This window comes from Acinetobacter sp. AL9, assembly GCF_041464035.1.
Lineage (GTDB): Bacteria > Pseudomonadota > Gammaproteobacteria > Pseudomonadales > Moraxellaceae > Acinetobacter > Acinetobacter towneri.
This window is the reverse complement of the sequence record NZ_JAYFSK010000261.1, coordinates 1-255: the sequence shown is the minus strand read 5'-3', so window position 1 is coordinate 255 and position 255 is coordinate 1. Positions and strand designations below refer to the sequence as shown.

Below are 255 nucleotides of genomic sequence, written 5' to 3'. Positions count from 1 at the left end.
TTAAAGCCCAATTATACGACAAACGAGCAACACCACTTGCCTGAGCAAAATGGCTTGCTTGTTTATTATTGGGCATCAATTCAATGATATGCCCTCGTATAAATCGACTCATAGTGCTTCTTTGACCGCCTGTATTAGCTTTTGGTTCTTTTTACTTCGGCTTCCATATAATCGTGCTGAAAATACAGTGATAATTTCCAGGACATCTTGAGCCAGTTCCTCCTCAAAACTCAAATTTTCACCCTGATTAATAAT

At 38.4% G+C, this 255-nt stretch carries 1 protein-coding gene and 1 pseudogene; both read right to left on the bottom strand.

Translation table 11 applies throughout. The features are described from left to right. Positions 1-76: helix-turn-helix domain-containing protein (locus ACEO2X_RS14615; protein WP_371972216.1), on the bottom strand; the 76-nt coding region annotated here is incomplete at its 3' end. A gap of 32 nt (positions 77-108) precedes the next feature. After that, positions 109-255 (bottom strand): annotated as a pseudogene (locus ACEO2X_RS14610) (IS607 family transposase); the annotation flags it as partial.